Annotated in this window: 17 protein-coding genes and 1 pseudogene; 6 read left to right on the top strand and 12 right to left on the bottom strand. The window is 70.6% G+C overall.

The window, feature by feature from the left end:
* Nucleotides 1-64: 64 nt before the first annotated feature.
* Nucleotides 65-1,048 (bottom strand): ArsR family transcriptional regulator, encoded by a 984-nt coding sequence (locus OHU89_RS37705; RefSeq protein WP_405649426.1) that lies wholly within the window; start codon nt 1,046-1,048, stop codon nt 65-67.
* A 56-nt stretch (nt 1,049-1,104) separates the two neighbouring features.
* Here OHU89_RS37705 and OHU89_RS37700 point away from each other — a divergent pair, with 56 nt between their 5' ends.
* Nucleotides 1,105-2,388 carry an MFS transporter gene (locus tag OHU89_RS37700; RefSeq protein ID WP_405649424.1) on the top strand — a complete coding sequence of 428 codons (1,284 nt, stop codon included), beginning with the start codon at nt 1,105-1,107 and terminating at the stop codon, nt 2,386-2,388.
* 49 nt (nt 2,389-2,437) lie between these two features.
* Here OHU89_RS37700 and OHU89_RS37695 read toward each other — a convergent pair whose 3' ends face one another.
* Nucleotides 2,438-3,445, bottom strand: a complete 1,008-nt coding sequence (locus OHU89_RS37695) for a ketopantoate reductase family protein (RefSeq protein ID WP_405649423.1) — start codon at nt 3,443-3,445, stop codon at nt 2,438-2,440.
* Between the two features lie 57 nt (nt 3,446-3,502).
* Here OHU89_RS37695 and OHU89_RS37690 point away from each other — a divergent pair, with 57 nt between their 5' ends.
* The gene (locus OHU89_RS37690; RefSeq protein ID WP_405649422.1) at nt 3,503-4,348 is read left to right on the top strand and encodes a transglutaminase-like domain-containing protein; all 846 of its coding nucleotides are present in this window, start codon (nt 3,503-3,505) and stop codon (nt 4,346-4,348) included.
* Here the strand turns inward: OHU89_RS37690 and OHU89_RS37685 are convergent.
* A complete protein-coding gene (locus tag OHU89_RS37685) occupies nt 4,317-4,865 on the bottom strand; it encodes a DUF1697 domain-containing protein (protein WP_405649421.1) in 549 nt (182 codons plus the stop codon). The genes OHU89_RS37690 and OHU89_RS37685 overlap by 32 nt on opposite strands.
* Before the next feature lie 254 nt (nt 4,866-5,119).
* On the opposite strand from OHU89_RS37685, the gene OHU89_RS37680 reads away from it, so the two are divergent.
* Nucleotides 5,120-7,384: an MMPL family transporter gene (locus OHU89_RS37680; protein WP_405649420.1), complete on the top strand. Its 2,265-nt coding sequence runs from the start codon at nt 5,120-5,122 to the stop codon at nt 7,382-7,384.
* A gap of 136 nt (nt 7,385-7,520) precedes the next feature.
* Nucleotides 7,521-8,483 (top strand): hypothetical protein, encoded by a 963-nt coding sequence (locus OHU89_RS37675; protein WP_405649418.1) that lies wholly within the window; start codon nt 7,521-7,523, stop codon nt 8,481-8,483.
* Here OHU89_RS37675 and mgt read toward each other — a convergent pair.
* The 4 genes and pseudogenes from mgt to OHU89_RS37655 all read right to left on the bottom strand — a co-directional run bounded on the left by mgt (nt 8,480) and on the right by OHU89_RS37655 (nt 12,781).
* Nucleotides 8,480-9,713, bottom strand: a pseudogene (gene mgt, locus OHU89_RS37670) (macrolide-inactivating glycosyltransferase). The gene OHU89_RS37675 and the pseudogene mgt sit on opposite strands and share 4 nt — an antisense overlap.
* A gap of 22 nt (nt 9,714-9,735) precedes the next feature.
* Nucleotides 9,736-11,016, bottom strand: a complete 1,281-nt coding sequence (locus OHU89_RS37665) for an ABC transporter substrate-binding protein (protein WP_405649417.1) — start codon at nt 11,014-11,016, stop codon at nt 9,736-9,738.
* Entirely contained in the window at nt 11,016-11,849 is an 834-nt protein-coding gene (locus OHU89_RS37660) for a carbohydrate ABC transporter permease (RefSeq protein WP_405649416.1), read from the bottom strand. Before OHU89_RS37660 ends, OHU89_RS37665 begins: the two co-directional genes overlap by 1 nt.
* Nucleotides 11,846-12,781 (bottom strand): carbohydrate ABC transporter permease, encoded by a 936-nt coding sequence (locus OHU89_RS37655; RefSeq protein WP_405649415.1) that lies wholly within the window; start codon nt 12,779-12,781, stop codon nt 11,846-11,848. The genes OHU89_RS37660 and OHU89_RS37655 overlap by 4 nt, the downstream gene beginning before the upstream one ends.
* A 199-nt stretch (nt 12,782-12,980) precedes the next feature.
* On the opposite strand from OHU89_RS37655, the gene OHU89_RS37650 reads away from it, so the two are divergent.
* A complete protein-coding gene (locus OHU89_RS37650) occupies nt 12,981-13,844 on the top strand; it encodes a phosphotransferase enzyme family protein (protein ID WP_405649414.1) in 864 nt (287 codons plus the stop codon).
* An 18-nt stretch (nt 13,845-13,862) separates the two neighbouring features.
* Here OHU89_RS37650 and OHU89_RS37645 read toward each other — a convergent pair whose 3' ends face one another.
* The 4 genes from OHU89_RS37645 to OHU89_RS37630 all read right to left on the bottom strand — a co-directional run bounded on the left by OHU89_RS37645 (nt 13,863) and on the right by OHU89_RS37630 (nt 18,237).
* Nucleotides 13,863-14,585, bottom strand: coding sequence for a 3'-5' exonuclease (locus OHU89_RS37645; RefSeq protein ID WP_365397717.1), 723 nt, complete (start codon nt 14,583-14,585; stop codon nt 13,863-13,865).
* 97 nt (nt 14,586-14,682) lie between these two features.
* On the bottom strand, nt 14,683-15,954 hold the full coding sequence (locus OHU89_RS37640) for an SAV2148 family HEPN domain-containing protein (protein ID WP_266899247.1): 1,272 nt from the start codon (nt 15,952-15,954) through the stop codon (nt 14,683-14,685).
* Nucleotides 15,955-16,027: 73 nt separating this feature from the next.
* Nucleotides 16,028-17,356: a copper amine oxidase gene (locus tag OHU89_RS37635; protein ID WP_405649413.1), complete on the bottom strand. Its 1,329-nt coding sequence runs from the start codon at nt 17,354-17,356 to the stop codon at nt 16,028-16,030.
* A gap of 56 nt (nt 17,357-17,412) precedes the next feature.
* Entirely contained in the window at nt 17,413-18,237 is an 825-nt protein-coding gene (locus OHU89_RS37630) for a Tat pathway signal sequence domain protein (protein WP_405649412.1), read from the bottom strand.
* A 180-nt stretch (nt 18,238-18,417) separates the two neighbouring features.
* Between OHU89_RS37630 and glgX the strand changes: the two genes are divergently transcribed.
* A complete protein-coding gene (glgX, locus tag OHU89_RS37625; protein ID WP_405649411.1) occupies nt 18,418-20,535 on the top strand; it encodes a glycogen debranching protein GlgX in 2,118 nt (705 codons plus the stop codon).
* 12 nt (nt 20,536-20,547) lie between these two features.
* Here the strand turns inward: glgX and OHU89_RS37620 are convergent, their stop codons facing one another.
* Nucleotides 20,548-21,798, bottom strand: a complete 1,251-nt coding sequence (locus OHU89_RS37620) for an MFS transporter (protein WP_405649410.1) — start codon at nt 21,796-21,798, stop codon at nt 20,548-20,550.
* Between the last annotated feature and the right edge of the window lie 5 nt (nt 21,799-21,803).

Here is a 21,803-nt window from a genome sequence, read left to right as displayed (position 1 = left end):
ACGCGGCGGAGCCGCAAATCGATACAGCCCCGCGCCCCTGAAGGGGCGCATGACCACTGCCCCTTCAGCGGCACAGCTCGTCCCCCAATGCGGTACGCGCATACCGTACGACTCTCCCCTGCCGCGCCCTGCTGAGCAGTCCCGCGTCGTAGAGCACCGCCAGGTGCTGACTGACCGCGCCCGGGGTGACGTTCAGGCGATGGGCCAGTTCTGTCGTCGAAGCCGGTTCTGCCAGAAGCAACAGGAGTCTGGCCCTGGGGCGGCCCAGCAGGCGGGCGAGGGCGTCGTCGGTGACCGGGGGCGCTTCCTCGGAGAGGGTGGCGCGGCCGCGGGCCGGGTAGACGAGGGTCGGCGGGCGGTCGGGGTCGATCAGGGGCTGGGCGCCGCGGGCGAACATGGTCGGCAGCAGTACGAGGCCGCGTCCCGCGATGCTGGTGTCGCCCCACGGCGCCTGTTGCATGAAGTCCTGTGTGGACAGCTTCAGTCGGCCGTCGGTCCAGGAGAGTCGCCGGTCGAGGTCCTCGAACATCGCGCCGGCGCCCTGCTCCGCCAACACCCGCCCGTAGTGGGCGAGATCGGCCTCCAGGATGCTCTGCACGCGGGGCCACCAGTCGGAGACCAGGCAGGTGTGCCAGTAGGCGGCGAGTGCGTCCGCGACCCGGGCGAGGAAGGCCTCCGGTTCGGCTAGCCCCCGGGCGACGACGCGCGGCAGCGCGTCCCCGGTCCGGTAGGCGGCACGGAAGTCGGCCTCCAGGACGTCCCGGGGCGTACGGCGGACCCGGTCCAGTTCGTCCGCGAAGGCGGGGCGGGCCCGGTCGGGGCGCGGGGTGAGGAAGTCCGGCACCCACAGCCAGGGGGTGGTGAGAGCGGTGAGGAGTTCGTGGTCGAGGCCTTCGAGGCGGGGGCGCATCCGGCGCAGCCACGGCCGGTGGTGCGGGTAGCGGGCCGGGTCGTGCAGACAGCGCAGCGAGAACACCGTCTCCTGGAGCGGGGAGTACGCGAAGGAGGTGGTGGCGAGGTCGCCGACCTCGAAGCGGAACTCGATCATTGAGCGCCACGCTAAATCATTGTCGGCGCGGGTCCGCCGCCGGGTGGGATGTCCGCATGACCACGACACCCGCCGCCGTGCCCGCCGCCGCAGGCCAGGAGCTACGTCCTTCACGGCTCCCCACCGACCCGACCCTGCGCCGCGCGGCCCTGCTCACCGCCGTCAACTCCCTCGGCAACGGCCTCTACTTCCCGCTCGGCGTCCTCTACTTCACCCGTATCGTCGGCCTCGACGCGACCTCGGTGGGGCTCGGGATGACGGGCGCTGGCCTGGTCGGCGTGGCGGCCGGGGTGCCGGCGGGGCGAGCCGCGGACCGGTGGGGCGCCCGGCAGGTGGGGGCGTGGCTGTGGGCGGGGACGGGGCTGGCGACGGCCGCGTACGTCCTGGTGCAGTCGTACGTCGGGTTCCTTGTCGCGGTGGTCTGCGCGACGGGGCTGCAGATGGCGAGCCGCGGGGTGCAGGGCGCGATCTACGCGGATGTGCTGCCCGCGGCGACCCGGGTGGAGGCGCGGGCCTATCTGCGGATGGTGACGAACGTCTTCATGGGCGTGGGCGGCGTGTTCGGCGCCATCGCCCTCCAACTCGACACCCGCGGCGCCTATATGACGGTGATCGTGGTCAACGCCCTGTCGTTCGCGGGGCCCGCCCTGTTGCTCCCGCGGCTGCCGCTGGCACCGCACGCCCTGGAGCGAACGGCCCATGCGCCCGACGCACCGGCCGCCGACCGCTGGCGGGCGGTGCGCGACCTGCCGTTCCTCGCGGTGACCGTGCTGAACGCGATCCTGGTGGCGCAGTACACGCTGAGTGAGGTCGGGTTGCCGCTGTGGATCGTCGAGCGGACCGAGGCGCCGCGCTGGACGGCGGCCCTGCTGATGATCGTCAACTGTGTGCTGGTGGCCCTGCTCCAGGTGCGGGTGGCCCGCCGGGCGTCCCAAGTCCCGTCCGCGGTGCGGGCGATGGGCTTCTCGGGGCTGCTGCTCGCGGCGGCCTGTGCGGTGTACGCGCTGTCGGCGGGCCTGTCGCCGGTGTGGGCGGTGCTCGCGCTGAGCGTCGGCGCGGTGGTGCAGGTCTTCGCCGAGGTGCTGTCCGCGGCGGGCGGCTGGACGCTCGGCTACGAACTCGCCGACTCCCGCGCCCACGGCGTGTACCAGGGAGTGTTCGGCGCGGGCATGTCGGCGGGCATGATGGCCGGCCCCGCGCTGGTCACGGTGACCGCGATCCAGCACGGTTCGGCGGGCTGGGTGGTGCTCGGCGTCCTGTTCGCAGCTGCTGGGCTGGCGGTGGCACCCGCCGTCCGCTGGGCGCAGCGCAACGGCGAGTGGCGCGGCGACAAGAGCTGACGTACCTCTCCTGCCCCCGGTCGAGGCACCGCGCGGCGCTGCCCGGTCTTCAGCGCTCCGCGTCGTCGGCCAGCCGCATCAGCTCGGCCACCGGCATCGACCCCGCCTCCCGGCGCTCCCTGGCGAAGGTGTTGGCGAGGCGCTGGAGCAGGTCGTTGAGCGGGGTCGGTACGCCGTGGAGGCGGCCGAGGAGGGCGATCTCGCCGTTGAGGTAGTCGGCCTCGATGGTGCCGGTGCCGCGGGTGAGGGACTGCCAGGAGGAGCCGCCGCCGCGCGGGGTGCCGTGGAGCGGGACGAGGAAGACCTTGTCGCCACGGACCGCCTTCTGCTCCTCGGCGTCCGCGTACGGGATCCCGGCGGCTTCGAGGACGGCCGCGCCCTCGGCCTTCACGCGCTCGAAGAGCGCCACCGCCTCCGTGCTCTCCATCGGCCCGGTGACGGCCTCCAGCGCGTTCCCGAGGTTGGCCAGCAGCTTGGCGTACTGCCAGCGCGCCACGTCCGGCGTGACCGGCGCCTCGATGTGCGACTTCTCCAGGTCGGCGGCGACCAGCCGGGCGGTCTCGTCGGTGCCGTGCGGGTAGCGGCCGAGGTGGAGGATGCCGGTGAGCGGGCTGCCGGCGGCGCTGACGGCGCCCGGTTCGATGTAGGTGCAGGGCAGCCATACGCAGACGCCGTACACGTTCCGGAAGACCCGCAGGGCGAGCCGCTGGCTCTCCACACCGTTCTGGGCACACAGGAGCGGCAGCCGCTCGGCCGCCGTGCCGCCGCCCGCGACCGGTGCCGGGCCCCAGGTCTGGAGGGCGGCCGCGCTGTCCTGGGTCTTCACGGCGAGGACGAGCACGTCGTCGGCGCGCAGCTCACCGAGCCCGGCGGGCCCCTCGACGACCGGCAGCCGGTACGTCAACTCCCCCTCCGGCACCCTGAGCCGCAGCCCACCGTCCTCCAGCGCCGCACGATGGGCGCCGCGCGCGACCAGGACCACCTCGTGCCCCGACCCCGCGAGCCGCCCGCCGATCGTGCCGCCGACCGCCCCTGCTCCGATGATGATGTAACGCATGGGACGAGCCTCGCACGCTTGACCTTGTCCTTGGGTAAAGGCCGAGGCTCCCCGGCCATGGACAGTTATCTGCACCAGACCCCGTACAGCGACCCGGGGGACCTGGACCTCACCGGCCTGCCGCGCGATCCGGGTGAACTCACCTGTCTCGTACGGGATCTCATCATCCATCGGCTGGAGGGCCGACGCTTCGGGTACACCGTCCCGGAGGAGCGGCTGCACGAGGACGCCGAGTCGCGGTACGTCACCGAGATCCTGCGGATCCTGCGCGAACGCCGGGACGCGCCGCTCACCGAGGCCCGCGCGCCGCACGAGCGGTTCGTGGGCACCTGCCGGGACTTCTCCCTGCTGTTGTGCTCACTGCTGCGGGCGACGGGGACACCCGCGCGGATCCGCGGCGGCTTCGCGACCTACTTCGTGGCGGGTTTCCACGAAGACCACTGGGTCACCGAGTACCGCCTCCCGGACGGGAGTTGGCGGCTGGTCGACCCGCAGGTCACGCACCCGTCGTACGACATCCCCTTCGACCCTCTGGACGTACCGCGCGACCGCTTCCTCCTGGCGGCGGACGCCTGGCGGGCGTGCCGCGACGGGGCCGCCGATCCCGCGACGTTCGGGTTCTGGAGCGTCGCGGGGCTCAGGGGGCTGTGGCTCGTGCGGGCCCGGCTGCTGCAGGACCTGGCGGCCCTGAACGGAGTGGAGCCGCTCCCCTGGGACGGCTGGGGCCCGCGGCAGGTCATGGACGACGCGGATCTCACCGCCGACGACCTCGCCCTGATGGATGCGGTCGCCGCGGGCGAGGTGCCCGACGGGATGTCGTCCGTGCCGGACACGGTGACCTCGTACACCGTCCACTCGGGCCCGCGGCAGGTCACTCTGCGGCGGTCATCTCCACCAGTTTGACGACGGTGTTCCAGTTGCGGGTGGTGGCGATCAGGCCCTTGTTCACGCGTGGCTTGGCGAGTTGTTCGGCGAGTTTGGAGCGGCCCAGGCCGGTCGGCGCGTAGAGGTAGAGGGCGCGGTCGCCGAGCTTGAACTCCTCGGGGAGGAAGGCGCCTTGGTCGATGGCGGCGAAGCGGTCCGCGTCGACCGGCTCGGAGAAGTAGGTGACGTGGAGCTGCTTGCCCTCCAGTTCGGCGGCCGGGAAGGGGCAGGCGTCGGCGATCGCGGCGAGATAGGCGTGGTCGCGGACGATCACGTCGACCGAGAAGCCGAAGTGCTTCTCGACCGCGGCCGTGAGCTCGGCGGCGAGGGACTCCTCGTCGCCGTGGCCGGCGGTGAAGACGGCCTGGCCGCTCTGGAGGTAGCTGCGCACGCTTTCGTGGCCCAGGCCCTCCATCAGCGTGCGCAGTTCCGCCATCGGGACCTTCTTGGCTCCGCCCACGTTGATCCCGCGCAACAGCGCCGCATACGTCGTCATGGGCACACCCTAGGGCGGCCTCTCCCTGATGGCCTCCCCGCAGAGCCACCGTTAGGTGTAAGGGTCACCCTCCTCCTCAGTGAGGAGGGTCCGGGGGGTCCGAGCGGACGATCCCGCCCACCTCACTTCACCAGGCAGAACGACGAGATGGCTTTATCCGCGCCATACCTTCGAATCGAACGGTGTGCGGCACGGGTCGCCATCGTCCGGTGGCGGCAGGGGGCCGTCACCTCGATCAAGGGGGCAAGCCCGTCATGGGGAACGGAGAAACACGCGTGCGGGGCCTCGCGGCCCGGGCCGGCGGCTGGAGTGCCCGGCATCGCTGGGCGGCGGTCGGCATCTGGGTGCTGTTCGTGGTCCTGGCGATGGGACTCGGTTCGGCGGCGGGCCGGGTCGACGTCGACGAGAGCGAGGGCCTGAAGGGCGAGACGCACACCGCCGCGACGATCATCAAGGACGCCGACATCGAGGAACCGGCCGGTGAGACGGTCCTCGTCCAGGCGAAGGGCAGCGGGCTGAAGGCGACGGACACCGAGTTCCGGGCCGCCGTGGACGCTGTCGTCAAGGCCGTCGACGCGACCGGGAAGGTCACGGACGTCCAGTCGCCGTACACCGCCGACACGATCTCGAAGGACGGTCGCAGCGCGCTGGTGCAGTTCGACATGCGCGGCGACGCGGAGACCGCGGCCGAGCGGGTCGAGCCGGTGCTGAACGCGGTCGAGAAGGTCCAGCAGGACCACTCCTCGGTGCGGATCGAGGAGATCGGCAGCGCCAGCATGCAGAAGACGTTCGACGACGCGTTCGGCGACGACTTCAAGAAGGCCGAGTACTCCGCCCTGCCCGTGGCCCTCGGCATTCTGCTCGTGGCCTTCGGTGCGCTCGTGGCGGCGCTGGTGCCGGTGCTGCTGGCGGTCACCGCGATCATGGCGACGATGGGTCTGATGGGCATCGTCAGCCATGTGATGCCGATGGGCGATGTCGCCAACTCGGTGATGCTGCTTGTCGGTCTGGCCGTCGGCGTCGACTACTGCCTGTTCTATCTGCGCCGTGAGCGCGAGGAGCGCGAGGCGGGCCGGGACGCCCAGACGGCCCTGCGCATAGCCGCCGCCACCAGTGGCCGCGCGATCATCGTCTCCGGTGTCACGGTGTGTGTGGCGATGGCCGGCATGCTCTTCACGGGGATCGCCGACTTCGAGGCGATGGGCCTGGCTTCGCTGATCGTCGTCGCCGTCGCCATGGTCGGCTCGATCACCGTGCTGCCTGCGGTGCTGTCGCTGCTGGGCCACCGGGTCGAAAAGGGCAAGATCCCCTTCCTCCACCCGGAGAGCCGCCTTCGCCGCAACCGCGGGCGCGTCAACCGGGAGAGCCGGTTCTGGACGGCCGTCCTCGGCGGCGTGCTGAAGCGTCCCATGGTCTCGGTCGTCGTCGCGGCCGGTGTGCTGCTCGCGATCGCGGCTCCCGCGGTCGGCATGAAGACCCAGAACCTCACCCTGGACCAGGAGTTCGGCGACTCGCTGCCGATCGTGCAGACCTACGACCGGGTCAACGAGGCCTTCCCGGGCGGCTCGGAGCCCGCCGAGGTGATCGTCAAGGCGGACGACATCAACGCCCCGGAGGTGACGAACGCGCTGGCCGCCTTCAAGCAGGAGGCGATCGCCTCGGGTGCCTCGCGCGGCCCGGTGGAGATCAAGCTGCACGACGCGCAGAACCTCGCCTTCGTGTATGTCCCGCTGGTCGGCGGCTCCGACCTCGACAAGGCGGGCGAGAGCCTGGACAAGCTGCGGGACGAGGTGCGGCCCGCCACGCTCGGCAAGGTGGACGGTCTCGAGGCGCCGATCACCGGGCAGGTGGCCGGTTCGAATGACTTCAACGACCAGCTGACCGGCGCGGTCGTCCCGGTCTTCGCGTTCGTCGTGGTCTTCGCCTTCCTGCTGATGCTGCTGTCGTTCCGCTCGCTGACGATCGCGATCACCTCGATCGTGCTGAACCTGCTGTCGGTGGGTGCGGCGTACGGCATCCTCGTCGCCGTCTTCCAGCACGGCTGGGGCGCGTCCCTGGTGGGCGCGGAGGGTGTGGGCGCCATCATCAGCTGGCTGCCGCTGTTCCTCTTCGTGATCCTGTTCGGCCTGTCGATGGACTACCACGTGTTCGTGGTCTCCCGGATCCGCGAGGCCCGGCTGCGCGGCCGTACGACGAAGGACGCGATCCAGCACGGTGTGGTCACCACCGCCGGTGTCGTCACCAGTGCCGCGGTCATCATGGTCGCCGTGTTCGGGATCTTCGGCACGCTGTCCATGCAGTCCATGAAGCAGATGGGTGTGGGCCTGGCGGCCGCGGTGCTCATCGACGCGACGATCATCCGGGGTGTGCTGCTTCCGGCGGTCATGGCACTGCTCGGTGAGCGCAACTGGTATCTGCCGAAGTGGCTGAACCGGCTGCCGGACCTCACGCACGACGAGGCACCCGAGGCCGTGGTGCAGTCGGCGCGGGACGACGAGAGCGATCGCGTCCCTGTCTGATTCCGCCCGTTGACTGAAGGCCCGTTGGTGTCCCGGGGGAACCAACGGGCCTTCGCCTGCCTCTGTTTCTCTGGTCGAACACGGTTGTTCGAGCACGGGGTTCGAGCGCGGGTTCGGTCACGGGGGAGGTCACCACATGGACAGGCGAGACCTGTTGAAGGGCGTGCTGGCGGGGGCGGTGGCCGGGCCGGCCGTCGGGCTGGCGGGCGCGGGGACGGCGAGCGCGGCACCGGCGCAGTTCAACGTCCTCATCGGGGACGTCAATTCGGGAAAGATCTTTCTCTTCGACCGCAACAAGCCGTTCACCGACGCCAACATCAAGTGGTCGCTGAATCCTGCCGGTTCGGGCCACCCGATGGAGCACCGGTTCCGCGACACGAACGGCGACGGCCGGATCCTGCTGGCCGTGACGGGTACGGCGACCAGCGGCACGGCGAGCATCTACCGCCGCTCGGACAAGACGAAGCTGTGGGAGGCGACGGTCCCGAACTACCCGCACGCCATCGAACGCGCCCGTGGCACCGGGGTGGTCGTGGTCGCGGGCCGTAGTCACGGCAGCGGCGGCGGCTCGGCTACGGGCGGCAGCCTGCATGTGTTCCGGCCGACGAACAGCCACAGCGGCTCACTGGTGAAGGCCGGCAGCCCGGTCCCGTTCCACCAGGCACACGGCCTGCTGTGGGACCCGCAGCTGGAGCGGATGTGGGTGACGGGCGGCAAGCGGCTGACGGCGTACCGGATCGTGACGACGGGCGGCACGGCCAAGCTGGTCGAGGACACCGACCGTCGCCTGGACGCCTTCACCCGCGCCCACGACCTCCAGCCGGACTACCGGAACCCCGGCCGGCTGCTCGTCACGGACACCTACGGTGTGTACGCCGTCGACAAGGCGACCATGACCAGGAGCGCCCCGCTGCACAGCCGCCGGCTGGTGAAGTCGTACGTCCACCACTCGTCCGGCGAGCAGATGTGGACGGGCGCAGTGGAGGGCGGCAACGCCTTCGGCACCAAGTACGTCCACTTCAATGTGAGCGGGGTCGCCCGTGCCCGCAACGGGGCGATCGTCTACAAGGCGCGCCTCGACACCCCGAACTACCTCTAGCGGGCGGGCAGTTCGGCCTCGATGAGGTCGGCTGCCCGCTGGGTGCCGCCCTCATCGGCCATCCGGGCCTGGATGTCCTTCAGTTTCCGCGCGACCTCGGCGTCGCCCAGGAGGGCGAGGGCGGTGGTCCTCAGGGTCTCGGCGGTGGCCTCCTCGGTGGGAATGTGCCGGGCGACGCCGAGCGCCTGGAGCATGTCGGCGTTGCCGAACTGGTCCACGGCCTGCGGTACGGCGATCATCGGCGTGGCGGTGGCCAGCCCCTCCTGGCTGCCGCCGGCGCCGGCGTGGGTGACGAACAGGTCGGCCTGGCGCAGGATCGCCAACTGCGGGACCCACGACCGTACTTCAACGTTCGCGGGGATGTCGCCCAGTTCGGCGGGGTCCACGCTCCTGCCGATCTGGAGCACCAGATACCAGCCCGGCAGGTCGCCGAAGGCCTTCAGGCACTCCCGGTAGAAGCCGGGCTGCTTGGTGAAGGACGACCCGAGCGACACGAGCGCCACCTTCTCGGCGTCCGCGGGCCGCTGCCAGTCGCCCTCCGCGCCACGGTCGCCCTGACAGGCGCCGACGAAGCTGTAAACCGTCTCGTCGACCCGGTCGGCGTTGGGCTGCAGCGCCTCGGGGATCAGGACGATGGAGCGAGGGGGGCGGCCGGCGAAGTCGTCGGGGTGCCGACTGATCCCGTTCTCCTCCAGCCAGGCGTGGAAGCGGGCGTAATAGGCCTGTCCGCGCTCGGTCTTCTTCGGCTCCGCCCACATCGGCTCGGCGACCTCCTCCTCGTACCCCTCCCAGGCGACGAGGTTCGGCGAGAGCGAGACGGCGGGCACGCCCCAGCGGTGGGCGAGGACGCGGGCCGGGTACGAGGTGATGTCGTGCAGGACGAGATCCGGCTCGTCCCCGTCGTACGCCTCGATCAGCTGCGGGAGCGCCTGGACGGCATCGGCGAGGAACGGCTCCACGTTGTCCAGCAGTGTGCTGCCCCATGCCTCCGGGTCGGCGCCGGGGCCGGGCAGGGTGGAGTTCCAGAGCTTGGGCTCGGCGCCGGTCTCGGCGACCTTCTCCGCGAAGGCCGGCGGGATGGCGTACGTGACGCGGTGGCCGCGCGCGACGAGCTCCCGGATCACTTCCAGGCTCGGGTTCACGTGGCCGTGGGCGGCGATGGAGAACATGGCGATGTGTGCGGGAGTGGTCATGGCGTCGACCGTAGGCGAGACGATACGTCTCGTGCAACCTGTTTTCGTGAACCTCGCAGCTAGCGCTGATAGCGGGCTAGCACCAGATTGCCGTCCTTCTCCAGCCGCTCACGCAGCTCGTCGAGTCCGATCGCCCCGCTGTAGTACTCCTGGAAGGCGGGCGTGGCGACCTTGTCCTTCCACTCGGGGTAGCCGCGCACGGACTGGGCGGGCGCCGAGCGCAGCCGGCCGGCGAGCGCGGTCCCCGTGGCCCAGTCGTTCTTGCTTGTGCGCAGGGCCGGGTCCTTCAGTGCCTCGGTGCCGGTGGGCAGCATCCAGTCGCCCAGCGCGAGGCGCACCATGTTCTTCGGCTGGAGCAGGAAGTCGACGAACTCGACGGCCTCCTTCTTGTGGGGGCTGTCCTCGGCGACGGAGAGCGTCTGGGGGCTGACGCCCTGACTGAGCCCGTCGGTACCGGCCGGGGCGGGCAGTACCTGCCAGTCGAAGCCCTTCGGCGCCTGCTGGACGATCTGCTGACGGTAGGAGAAGCCGAGCGGGACCATCGCGTACTTGCCGCCGAAGAAGCCGGGCAGGGTGTCCGAGCCGCCGCTGCCGAGGGTGGTGGGCGAGGCGCTGTGGTCGGTGTTCGCCTGGTCGTGGATGGTGCGCGGCACGACCTCGTCGCCCTCCTCGAAGCGGATCGTCACCTTGCCGTCGGAGCCCCGGTGGAAGAGCTGTCCGCCCGCCGACAGGGACAGGTTGAGCGTGGCCGACACGGGCTCCTTGAGCGGCCAGGCGACGCCGTACTTCCCGTCGCCGCTCAACTCGTCCGTGATCTGCCGGAACTCCGGCCAGGTCCAGGGGTCCTCGGGTGTCGGGATCCGTACGCCGGACTCCTTCAGCCACTCGGCGTTGGCGATCAGTACCCGCGGTTCCTGGAGGAAGGGCACACCGTAGACACCGTCGCCGAAGGTCGTCGTGTCCCAACTCCGCTGCGGGATGTCCGACTTGAGCCGGGCGGGCAGCAGGTCGGTCAGATCGGCGAGATAGCCGCCGTACGCGAAGTCCGCCAGGTCGTCGGAGGCGTCATGGATGATGTCCGGCGCCTCGCCGCCCTCGAAGGAGGTGAGGAGCTGGTCGTGGACGCTGTCCCAACTCCCCTGGACGTACTCGACCTTGATGTCCGGGTGGGTCGCGTTCCACTCCTTCACCAGCTGCTGGTTCGCCTCGACGGACTCCTCCTGCCAGGCCAGGGACTGGAAGCGCAGGGTGACGGTGCCGCCGTCGTCGCTGTCACCGCCTCCGGTGCAGGCGGTGAGCAGCAGGGTCAGGCACAGGGCGACGATCCATCGCGTTCGCATCAGCTCTTCACCGCCCCGGTCAGCATGCCGCTCGTGATCCGCCGCTGGATGATCGCGAAGACGACCAGGGAGGGCAGGGTCGCCAGGAACGCGGCGGCGGCCAGCGGGCCCAGGTCGGCGACGCCCTCCGCGCCGATGAAGTGGGTGAGGACGACCGGCAGGGTCTGTTTCTCCGGGGTCTTCAGCAGCACCAGCGCGAAGAAGAACTCGTTCCACGCCGTGATGAACGCGAACAGTGCCGTCGCCACGATCCCCGGCGCCAGCAGCGGCGCGGTCACCGACACCAGGGTCCGCAGCTTCCCGGCCCCGTCGACGGCCGCCGCCTCCTCCAGTTCGACGGGCACCGCCCGGACGTATCCGACGAGCATCCACAGCGCGAACGGCAGCGCCCACACGACGTACACCAGCACCAGCCCGAACAGCGAGTTGATCAGCTGAAGGTTCTTCAGCACCAGGAACAGCGGGATGATCACCAGCACCAGCGGGAACGCCTGGCTGACCACCACCCAGCCGGTCGCCGCCCGCGCGAACAGAGTGCGGTGCCGGGCCATGACGTACGCCAGCGGGGTCGCGATCAGTACGGCGATCAGGGCGGCGCCGAGCGCGGCGAGCAGGGAGTTGCCCGCGGCGCGCAGCAGCGGCTGTTCGTCGAAGGCCTGCCGGAAGTTGTCGAGGGTGGGGTCCTCGGGGATCCAGGTCGGGTGCAGACTGCCCAGTTCCCGGGGCGACTTGAACGCGGTGGAGATCAGCCAGAGGAACGGGAACGCGAGGAAGACGAGATACGCGAGCAGGGCGGCGTACTGTCCGACGCGGCCCGTGGTGCTGGTCCTCATGCCTCGTCACCTCCCCTGATCCGGCCCACCAGGAAGACGGCGAGGAGGAGGGAGATCACCGCGACCATCACGCATCCCATGGCCGCCGCGTACCCGAACTGCCCGTAGCGGAAGGCCTCTTCGTAGGCGAAGAGCATGGGCAGCCGGGTGCGGCCGCCGGGTCCGCCGCTGGTGAGCACGTACACGAGGGCGAAGGAGTTGAAGTTCCAGATCAGGTTGAGGGCGACCATGGCGAGGGCGACCGGCCTCAGGGCGGGCCAGGTGACCGTCCGGAATCGCCGCCAGGCACCGGCTCCGTCGACCGCCGCCGCCTCGTGCAGTTCGCGCGGGGTGTTCTGCAGACCCGCGAGCAGGGCGACCGTGGTGGTCGGCATGCCGGCCCAGATGCCGACGACGATCACCGCGGGCAGGGCGGTGCCCAGGCCGCTGAGCCAGTCACGGCCGTCACCGAGTCCGAGGTCGCGCAGGGTCTCGTTGAGGACGCCGGCGTCCGGGTTGTAGACGAGGCGCCACATCACACCGACGACGACCTCGGGCATGGCCCACGGGATGATCGCCAGCGCACGGGCCAGCCATCTCAGCCGCAGGTCCTGGTTGAGCAGCAGGGCGAGACCGAGGGCGAGCAAGAACTGCGGCACGGTCACCCCGACGGCCCACACCAGGCCGATCCGGAACGACTCCCAGAACAGCGTGTCGTGCAGCAGGTCCTGGAAGTTGAGGGTGCCGATCCACTGTGTGGACCGGGTCCGGCCGGACTGGGCGTCCGTGAACGCCAGCAGGATGCCGTACAGCAGCGGGCCGACGCTCAGCACCAGGATGGGGATCAGCGCGGGCAGCACCAGGAACCAGGCCCCGCGGTCCACCATCCGCCGGTCCCCGCCGGCGCGTGGCGCACCCCGCGTCGACCGCTTGGTCACGGTCACCGTTGTCACGTGATCGGCTCCTTCCCCCGGTGGGCCTCCGTCATGGTCGTGAAGGGGTTATGGGTCGTCAAGGCACCGCGCACACCGTCCGACCTGTACGAATGCGAGACTGGCCGACGGATGGCGGGAAGTCGACGCCGTGTGCACGAGCACATCGGCAGATCCGGGACATCCGGCACGGGCAGGGCCGAGGAGACGGAGGCGGACGATGGACGAGGCACGGGCGCGGGACGTACTGGCCGCGGCGGGAGCACTGCCCGGGCCGGCCGCCGAGGCGCGGCTGCTCGCGCTGGGCGAGAACGCGGTGTTCGCCTCCGGTGACCTGGTCGTCAAGGTCGGCCGGGACGCCGAACTCCTGGACCGGGCCCGCCGGGAGCTGGACATCGCGGCGTGGCTCGCCGAGGCGGAGGTGCCGGCGGTGCGGGCGGCCGAACCGAAGGCACTGCTCGTCGAGGGTCACCCGGTGACGGTGTGGCACCGGCTGCCCGATCCCGTACGGCCCGCCGAGCCCCGGGATTTGGCCGAACTCCTACGGGTGGTCCACGCTCTCCCCTCCCCCGCCTTCGCGCTTCCGCCCCGCGAGCTGCTGGGCGGTGTGGAACGCTGGCTGCGTCTCGCGGGTGACGCGATCGACCCCGCGGACGCGGCGTACCTCCGGCAGCGCCGGGACGGCTTCGCGGCGGCCGCGGCCGCACTCACCCCGCAGCTGTCGCCCGGCCCCATCCACGGCGACGCCCTCCCCCGCAATGTGCACATCGGCCCCGACGGCCCGGTCCTGGTGGACCTGGAGACCTTCTCCGCCGACCTGCGCGAGCACGACCTGGTGGTGATGGCCCTGTCCCGCGACCGCTACGGGTTGCCCGCGGCGGCTTACGAGTCCTTCACCGAGGCGTACGGCTGGGACGTACGCGAGTGGGAGGGCTGCGGTGTGCTGCGGGGCGCCCGGGAGACGGCGAGCTGCGCCTGGGTGGCCCAGCACGCCCCGAGCAACCCGAAGGCGCTGGCCGAGTTCGAGCGACGGGTGGCGTCGTTGCGGGACGGGGACGAGACGGTGCGCTGGTATCCGTTCTGAGCCGGTCGCCCCGAAGGGTCAGACCGTTTCGTCCGCCAACTCCCGCAGGGGCCACGTCCCGTCGACCACCGCGTCCGTCTCGCCCTTGCGGCGCAGGAAGCTCTGGAAGTCCGCCGCCCACTCCGCGTACCACTCGATCTGGCGGCGGTGCAGTTCCGCCGGGCCGAGAGAGGCGATCTTGGGGTGGCGGTCGGCTATCGCGTGGGCGAGCCGGGCCGCGGCGAGGGCGTCCGCCGAGGCGTTGTGGGCGGCGTCGAGCGGGACTCCGTACTCCCTGCAGACCGCTTCGAGGTTGCGCTTGCCGCGGCGGTAGCGGTCGACGGACCGGTCGATCGTGTACGGGTCGACGACCGGTGCCGGATCGACGCCGCCCAGGCGGTCCCGCAGCGAGGGCAGGCCGTGGCGGCGCAGCTCCGCCGAGAGCAGGGTCAGGTCGAAGGCCGCGTTGTAGGCGACGACCGGGACGCCCGTCTTCCAGTAGGTCGCCAGGACGTCGGCGATGGCGTCCGCGACCTGGTCGGCCGGGCGGCCCTCCGCGGCCGCGCGTTCATTGCTGATCCCGTGGACCGCCACCGCGTCCGCGGGGATCTCCACGCCCGGGTCCGCCAGCCATTCGCGGTGCCCTATGGGCTGTCCCGCCCTGACCTCGATCACGGCCCCCGTGACGATGCGCGCCTCGCGCGGATCGGTTCCGGTCGTCTCCAGGTCGAAGCCGATCAGCAGCTCCTGGTGCCAGCCCATGCGGCGGCCCCCCTTCTTGGTGGTGCTTTCCCCCAGTGGTCTCCACGATCCCATGCGCCACTGACAATCAGAGGACCGCGTTCCGCTTACGGAACTTTCAGGACACCGGCCGTGAATCCACCCAAGACGTCTCGAATTCCTCGCGGTAGGTCGGGAAGAGTCCGCTGTCGTCGATCTCGCCCGGCTTGACCACTTTGTTCCCGTTGCGCAGCACCAGCACCGGCGCCTCCATGCCCCGCGACCGCCGCAGATAGGACTGCACGACGGCGACCCCGTCCGCGCCGTCCCCGTCCACGAGGTAGGCGGTGAAGCGCGGCGTCTCGTCGTAGACCTGGATCTCGAAGGCGCCCGGGTCGCGCAGCCGGGACCGCACCCGGCGCATGTGGAGGATGTTCATCTCGACGGCACGGCTCAACTCACCGCGCTTGATGCCGAGTTCACGCTCGCGCCGTTTGACGGCACTGGACGCCGGGTTCAGGAACAGCAGCCGCGCCCGGCACCCGGCCTCGGCGAGGCGCAGCAGCCGGCGGCCGGAGAAGTTCTGCACGAGCAGGTTGAGGCCGATACCGACGGCGTCGAGACGGCGGGCGCCGCCGAAGATGTCCTCGGCGGGGAACTGGCGCAGCAGCCGCACCCGGTCGGAGTGGACGGCGACCACGTCCGCGTACCGGTCGCCGACGAGGTCTTCGACCGCGTCAACAGGCAGCCTGCGCGCGGACGGCACGTCGCCGCCGGCGCCGAGTATCTCCAGCAGTTTCGCCGAGGCCCGCTCGGCCTGGCCCAGGACGGCCTCGGACAGGGCCCGGTTGCGCGAGACGACGTTCCGGGTCACTTCCAGCTCGTCCAGGGCGAGTTCGACGTCCCGGCGCTCGTCGAAGTAGGGCTCGAAGCACGGCCAGTGCTGCACCATCAGCTCGCGCAGCTGCGGCAACGTGAGGAAGCTCAGGACGTTGTCGTCGGCCGGGTCGAGCAAGTAGCCCTTGCGGCGGCTGACTTCGCGTACGGCGACCGCGCGCTGCACCCACTCCTGGCCGGCCGGCCCTGCGGCGGCGACCACCCAGTCGTCGCCGTGGACGGGTTCGTAGATGGGACGCAGAACAGCGGCCACGACCGCGCGCAGCCGCTGTTCGACGAGGTTCAGCCATATGTAGGCGCGGCCGGCTCGCTGGGCGCGCGTACGCACCTCGCGCCAGGCGTCGGCGTCCCAGTCCAGCTCCGGCCCGATGGAGCCGGCGGCGTCCATGGGCCGTGCCAGCGACACCGTGCCGGGCGGGACGTCTGCGGAGTTCCCCTCGTGACCCTCGTCACCAGGGGGCAACTCCAGCCCTCCCGAGCCCACCCGCGCACCGCCTTCCGCTCCCCCGAGCACTCCCCTTGCCAACGATCAAGGAAGGGTACTCCGGGAGCGGTCGGCGGTGCAGCCGGATGGACAGGGTCGTTTCTCAACTACCGCGGTTCCAGTCGCCGTTCTGCCCGGCGAGGGCGGCGGGAGTGAGCGGATTCATAGCCGTGACGTCGCGCGGGGCGATGGAGAAGCCCTGCCAGTGGACCGGCATCGGCTGCTGGTCCTCGTCCCGGGCTATGTGGTGGAACCCGACGTTCATCCAGACCACGGGGTGGGTGAGGGCCTGTCCGTTCACGAACTTGTCGACGGACGAGCCCGATCCGGTGGCGCAGCCCGGCTGGTTCTCACTGGCGTACTTCTCGCACTTCTTGTACTCGGTGAAGTACACGTCGTGCTTGGTGAAGGGGCGGCCGGAGTACTTGCTGGTGGGTCCGGGGACGAGCTCGTACGAGCGCGGGTGGCCGTCCTTGTTCTTGCCCGCCGAACTCACCACGCGCCACCAGCGCATGTTCTTGCTGTCGCCCGCCAGTTCCTTGGTCACCGTGGTGCGGGTGGTCTTGGCGGTCGGGCCGTTGCCGGCGCCGGCCGGGGCGGTGACCTTCGAGTCGTACTGCTCGACCTTCGCCTTGGAGGAGCCGTCGAGGGCGAAGTCGAGCTTCCAGAAGACGTTGTGGCTGTGGCTGTCGGCCTTGGCCGCCGCGCCCTTGCCGATCGGCCAGCTGCGGCCGTCACCGGCGTCGTAGTCGTACGGCGAGAGGCTGCCGGTCGCGCCGACGTTCATGTTGACGGTGCCGTCGTCCTGGAAGCGCCACTCGGTGATGTACTCGTACCAGTCGACCTTGTTGACCGTGTAGACGAGCAGGTCCTTGCCCTGTGCCTGGTAGACCGTGTTGTTCTGGTCGTAGTTCATGAGGCGGTAGGCGTGGCCGCGGGTCTTGGTGGTGGTGCACAGGCCCTTGATGTTCGGGTCCTGGTAGTACGAGGTGTTCTTGACCTTGACCGTCTTGATCGTGCCGCCCGGGCACTCCGCGGCGGTCATGTTCATCAGACCGTCGCCGAAGTTGTACGTCGTCAGGTCGTTGTACTCGCTCCTGCCGTCGTCGTACGGCACATGGATCTGGGCGAGCCTGGCGCTGTTGAGGACCTTGATCGGCTTGGTCTCGCCGGGCGGCTGGTAGGAGATGTCCTCCAGGACGATCCCGGCCTTGCTCTCGAAGCGCCAGCACATCCGCCAGGTCGTGCCGGAGGCGAGCTTCTTCTCTATCTGGTACGCCGTGCTGCAGTCGGCGGCCGCCGCCGCGGCGGGGGCGGCCTTCGGCTGAGCGCTGGCCGGGCCCGCACCGGTGGTCACGCCGGCAGCCAGGGCCATGACGGCGACACCCAGGAGCGTCCGCCTGCGGGCACGGCTCATTCTGTTCACGCGCATGAAGAAATGACTCCCTTACAGGAGGTGCAGATGGGAAAAGTGAACGGGCGGGCGGCTCAGCCGCGGACGATCTCGACGACCTTGCGGGTGCTCAGGTCGATGACCAGGTCCCGGGTGTCGATCCACGGTCCGTTCTTGACCTTCGGGGTCAGCGTCGCGCAGCGGTGCTCGCCGCAGGCCGTGAGCGCGGCGGGCCTGATCCCCGGGTTCGCCCTGAAGACCATGCTGTTCAGCTGGAGCTGGTCCGGCGAGGTGAGCTCCTTGCCGGTGGCGTCCTTGTAGTCGCCCTTCAGCCCCGCGGACAGCGGGTCGGCGAGCAGCAGACGGGCCGCCTCGGCCGTCTCGGCCCGGCTCAGCGGCGGCTGTACGCCGTGGCTGGTGGAGGTCCCCTCGACCTTGCCGGTGTCGAGATTGACGGTCCGGGTGACGAGCGTGTCGTCCTTGTAGTCGTAGTACGTCACGTCTGCGCGCCGCGGCGCGTTCGGGTCGTCCAGCTCGCTCGTCTCGGGGTCGGCGAGGTCGATGCCGAGCTGCTGCGGGCCGCGGTCCCCGTCGACGTCCTCACTGGCGTTGAACAGCTGCCGGTTGAGGGCGAGTTTCGCGACCCGTTCCATCTCGTCGTCGGTCAGCGGGTCGCGGCCCTTGCCCTTGTCGCCCTCGGCGGGGGCTTCCTCGACGACGCCCGGCGCGGCGGCCGAACCCTGCGTCTCCTGGTCCTGCTGCTGCCCGGCGGCCGCCTGCCCGCCCCCCTTGGCGCCTCCCGTTTCGTCGGCCCCGGCCGTGCCAGGCAGGGTGATTCCGACCATCACGGCGGTCGAGGCCACCGCGATGGCCGCACCGGCCACCACCTTGCCAAGGTGGCGGCGCACTATTTCGCGCACGTCTTTCCCCCTACTCCCCCTGGTCACGGGAGTATGTGATTGCCCCACAGGTCTGTGCACACCACGTATGCACCGGTCGATCGATAAGAGGGGCGTAAGTCATAGGTGGTTCCATCACTTTCGGGGAGACTCGGGGCCAAGGCGCCCCGGCGGCGGGCACGAGCTGAAAGAGTCGTATCCATGCAGGTCTGGCCTGGAGAGGCGTATCCACTCGGTGCCACGTACGACGGCGCCGGCACCAACTTCGCGGTCTTCACCGAGGCCGCGGACCGAGTAGAGCTGTGTCTGCTGCACGACGACGGCTCGGAGACGGCGGTGGAGCTGCGGGAGAGCGACGCGTTCGTCCGGCACGCGTATCTGCCCGGCGTGATGCCGGGCCAGCGCTACGGATTCCGGGTGCACGGCCCGTACACCCCGGAGCGCGGACAGCGCTGCAACTCCGCGAAGCTGCTCCTGGACCCGTACGCGCGCGCGATCAGCGGGGCCATCCAGTGGGGCGAGGAGGTCTACGGCTACCACTTCGACTCGCCCGACAAGCGCAACGACCTGGACTCCGCCCCGCACACCATGAGCTCGGTCGTGGTCAACCCGTACTTCGACTGGGGCGACGACCGTCGCCCGCGCACCGACTACCACCACACGGTGATCTACGAGGCCCATGTGAAGGGCCTCACCATGCGCCACCCCGGCCTGCCCGAGGAACTGCGCGGCACCTACGCCGCCCTCGCGCACCCGGCGGTCATCGAGCACCTGACGGAACTGGGCGTCACCGCGCTGGAGCTGATGCCGGTCCACCAGTTCGTGAACGACCACCGGCTGGTCGACATGGGCCTGAACAACTACTGGGGCTACAACACCATCGGCTTCTTCGCCCCGCACAACGCGTACGCCTCCTGGGGCGATCGCGGCCAGCAGGTCCTGGAGTTCAAGTCGGCGGTCCGGGCGCTGCACGAGGCCAATATCGAGGTCATCCTCGACGTCGTCTACAACCACACCGCCGAGGGCAACCACCTGGGCCCGACGCTGTCCTTCCGGGGCCTGGACAACGCGTCGTACTACCGCCTCACCGACGACCCCCGCTACTACATGGACACCACGGGCACCGGCAACTCCCTGCTGATGCGCTCCCCGCACGTCCTCCAGCTGATCATGGACTCGCTGCGCTACTGGGTCACCGAGATGCATGTCGACGGCTTCCGCTTCGACCTCGCGGCGACCCTGGCCCGGCAGTTCCACGAGGTGGACCGGCTGTCGTCCTTCTTCGACCTGGTGCAGCAGGACCCGGTGGTCTCCCAGGTGAAGCTGATCGCCGAGCCGTGGGACGTCGGCGAGGGCGGCTATCAGGTGGGCAACTTCCCGCCGCTGTGGACCGAGTGGAACGGCAAGTACCGCGACACCGTGCGGGACCTGTGGCGCGGCGAGCGGCGGGCGGTCGCGGAGTTCGCGTCCCGGCTGACGGGCTCCTCCGACCTGTACCAGGACGACGGGCGGCGCCCGTTGGCCTCCATCAACTTCGTGACCTGCCACGACGGGTTCACGATGCACGACCTCGTCTCGTACAACGACAAGCACAACATGGCCAACGGCGAGGAGAACCGGGACGGCGAGAGCCACAACCGGTCCTGGAACTGCGGAGCCGAGGGCGAGACCGACGACCCGGGCGTGCTGGAGCTGCGTGCCCGGCAGATGCGGAACTTCATCGCCACCCTGATGCTGTCCCAGGGCGTGCCGATGCTCAGCCATGGTGACGAGTTCGCCCGCACGCAGCGCGGCAACAACAACGCCTACTGCCAGGACAGCGAGGTGGCATGGGTCCAGTGGCCCGAGGAGGGCGAGGTCTTCGGCGATCTGCTGGCCTTCACGCGCGCGATGGTGTGGCTGCGCCGGGACCATCCGGTCTTCCGCAGGCGGCGCTTCTTCCACGGGCGGCTCGTGGAGGGCACTCATGACGAGTTGTCGGACATCGCCTGGTTCACCCACAAGGGCGAGGAGATGACCCAGCGGGACTGGGACCGGGCGCAGGCGTCGGCCATCTCGGTGTTCCTCAACGGCAACGCGATCTCCGAACCGGGCCCGCGCGGGGAGCGCATCGGCGACGACTCGTTCCTGCTGATGTTCAACCCCTCGCACCGGACGCTGGACTTCGTGGTGCCGGTCAACCACGGCCGGCAGTGGGAGGTCGTCGTCGACACCGCCCTCGCCGACGGCGTGCCGCCGGGCACGGGCCCCAAGGTGCGGGCCGGGGACCGGCTGACGCTGGTGGACCGGAGCATGACGGTGTTGCAGCGGCCGGTCTAGGACCTGCCCGGTCTAGGGACTGCCGGTGGGGACACGCGCGTGGAGCGTGCTTCCGGTGTCCCGGGCGTACGACGTCGGCCTCGCCGTCAGTGCGATCGCGCAGGCGAGCGCGGCCGCCACGCTCGCCGCGCCGAACGCCGCGGCGGGGCCGTACGACTCGGCGAGTGGCCCCGTGCCGGCGATCGCGAGGGCCTGGCCACCGACCAGGGCGCTCGTCGCGAAGGCCATCGCCTCGGCGAGCCGCGTCGGCGGCACCGTTCGCTCGGTGAGCCCGAACACCGTGATGAGGTGCGGGGCGTAGGCGACACCGAGGACGGTGACGACCGCGTAGAGGGCGACCAGGCCGTCCGTCCACAGCAGGGGCAGGGAGAGTGCGAACGCGGCCGCGGTGGCCGTCCGCCAGCGTGTCGCGAGTGGGATGCGCGCGGGTACGGCGGCCATGGACAGGCCCGCGACGGCGCTCATCACTCCCATGGCGGCGTAGACGAGCCCCGCCTGGTCGGGTTGTCCGAGGCGTTCGGTGAGCGCGGTGATGCCGGCCTGGCACGCGCCGAACATGGCGCCCTGGAGAGCGAGGGCGGCGCGCAGGGCGTGGACGGAGCGGGGGATGCGGGGGCGGGCGGCGACGGTGGGTGACGTGGCTGCCGTGGTGGCCCTTCGCGTCGCCGTCGGATGCAGCGCGAAGCCGCTTCCGCACACGGCCACCGCCACCGCGGCGGCGCCCAGTGCGTACGCCGGGTGGGCCAGGACCGCGGCGAGGCCGACCAGGGCGGGGCCGAGGACGAAGGAGATCTCGTCGAGGGTGCTCTCGAAGGAGAGGGCGGTGGCGACCGTGGTGTCGGGGGCGTCCGCGCGGCGGGCCAGGGCGATCAGGCGGGCGCGGGCCAGAGGGCCGATCAGCGGCACGGTCGCACCCGCCGTCGCGCCGAGGACCGCGAGGAGCGGTGTGGGCAGGCCGCCCACTGCTCCGGCGACCAGCGCCGTGATCGCCAGGGCGTTGACGAGGGAGAAGACGAGCACGACCGTCCGCTGACCGTGCCGGTCGGCGAGCCGGCCCACCAGCGGACCACAGGCCACCTGGCCGAGCGCCAGCGCACCGCCGGTCAGCCCCGCGGCGGTCAGCGAGCCGCTGGTGCGGGCGACGAGCAGCACGCTGCCGAACTGGATGGTGGCCGTAGGCAGTCTGCCCAGGAAGGACACGACCGGCAGCAGTGGCCCGGTCAGGCCGATGACCTCGCGGTAGGTGCGTCCCATGGTCCCCATCGCTC

Origin of the sequence: Streptomyces sp. NBC_00019, assembly GCF_045041015.1 — a bacterium.
Taxonomy (GTDB): Bacteria; Actinomycetota; Actinomycetes; order Streptomycetales; family Streptomycetaceae; genus Streptomyces.
The sequence above is the reverse complement of the archived record's forward strand: the minus strand, read 5'-3'. Positions and strand labels throughout refer to the sequence as shown.